This window comes from Saccharopolyspora elongata, assembly GCF_004348985.1.
In the GTDB taxonomy this organism is placed as follows: domain Bacteria; phylum Actinomycetota; class Actinomycetes; order Mycobacteriales; family Pseudonocardiaceae; genus Saccharopolyspora; species Saccharopolyspora elongata.
The window spans coordinates 1-1,500 of record NZ_SMKW01000213.1 but is presented as its reverse complement, the minus strand read 5'-3'; the positions used below and the strand labels follow the sequence as shown (position 1 = coordinate 1,500).

1 protein-coding gene is annotated in these 1,500 nt (G+C 67.3%); it reads left to right on the top strand.

Features of this window, described 5'->3' with window-relative positions; translation table 11 throughout:
• The first annotated feature begins 250 nt into the window (after nt 1–250).
• The gene (locus E1288_RS46355) at nt 251–1,474 is read left to right on the top strand and encodes an IS110 family RNA-guided transposase (RefSeq protein WP_132495709.1); all 1,224 of its coding nucleotides are present in this window, start codon (nt 251–253) and stop codon (nt 1,472–1,474) included.
• Nucleotides 1,475–1,500 lie beyond the last annotated feature (26 nt).

Here is a 1,500-nt window from a genome sequence, read left to right as displayed (position 1 = left end):
TCCTAATCAGTTCTGGGAGTGAGCCATCCGGCAAACTCCTGGTTGGTAGCCGGCCGGTAGGTGAGCACTCTTGGTTCCTGGACGCTTGAGTCCTGACGAAAGACCGTGCCCCTGCCGGTAGGCCGGGAGAGTTGATCGCTGCTGGGATGTCGTGCCCACCTGCTGGTGGTGTGAGCACTGCTTGATTAGGTCGCTGATGGTTCTCCCGCCGGCTGCTTCAGGGTGATCGGCATCGAGAACGGGAGGACCGTTGCGGCTGTTCGTAGGAGATGACTGGGCCGAGGACCATCACGACGTGGAGGTGATGGACGGCTCTGGTCGCAGACTGGCTAAAGCCCGGCTTCCCGAAGGGGTTACCGGGATGGGCCGGTTGCACGCGATCGTCGGAGAGCTGGCGGGGGAGGACGCCGACGAGGTCGAGGTGCTGGTCGGTATCGAGACCGACCGGGGACCGTGGGTCGCGGCGCTGGTCGCGGCCGGGTACACGGTGCTGGCGGTGAACCCGTTGCAGGCCGCGAGGTTTCGTGACCGGCTGGGTGTCTCGGGAGCCAAGAGCGACTCCGGTGACGCGCACGTGCTGGCCGACATGGTCCGCACCCACTCCCACGAGTTGCGGCCGGTCGCCGGGGACTCCGCCGAGGTCGAGGCGATCAAGGTCGTGGCCCGTACCCACAAGACGCTGATCTGGGAACGGACCCGCCACACCCAGCGGCTGCGGCACGCGCTGCGGGACTACTTCCCCGCCGCGCTGGCCGCTTTCGACGATCTGGACGCCGCCGACACTCTGGAGCTGCTGGCCAAAGCACCTACCCCGGCCCAGGCCGCCCGGTTGACACTCGCGCAGATCAGCGCCGTGCTGAAACGGGCCCGCCGCCGCAACGTCGCGGAGAAAGCAACGGCGATCCAGGCCGCGCTGCGGGCCGAGCACCTCGGTCAGCCCGAGGTCGTCGCTGCCGCCTACGCCGCCTCCATCCAAGCGCTGATCGCGGTCCTGACCACACTCAACACCCAGGTCAAGACGCTGCAAGGGCAGGTCGAAGCCCATTTTGGGCAGCACCCGGACGCTGAGATCATCACCTCCCAGCCCGGCCTGGGACCGGTCCTCGGTGCCCGGGTGCTCGCAGAGTTCGGCGACGACCCCACCCGCTACGCCACCGCCAAAGCCCGCAAGAACTACGCCGGCACCTCCCCGATCACCCGCGCCTCCGGCAAGAAGAAGGTCGCCCTGGCCCGCTTCGTCCACAACGACCGGCTCATCGACGCCCTCACCACGCAAGCGTTCAACGCACTGCTGCGCTCGCCCGGTGCGCGCGCCTACTACGACCGGCAGAAAGCCCGCGGCACCGGTCACAACGCCGCCCTGCGCCAACTCGCCAACCGACTCGTCGGCATCCTCCACGGATGCCTCAAAACCGGCACCCTCTACGACGAGACGACCGCCTGGTCGCATCACATCAACTCGGCTGCTGCTTGACATTCAAGCTCCTGGGATGTCTTTCG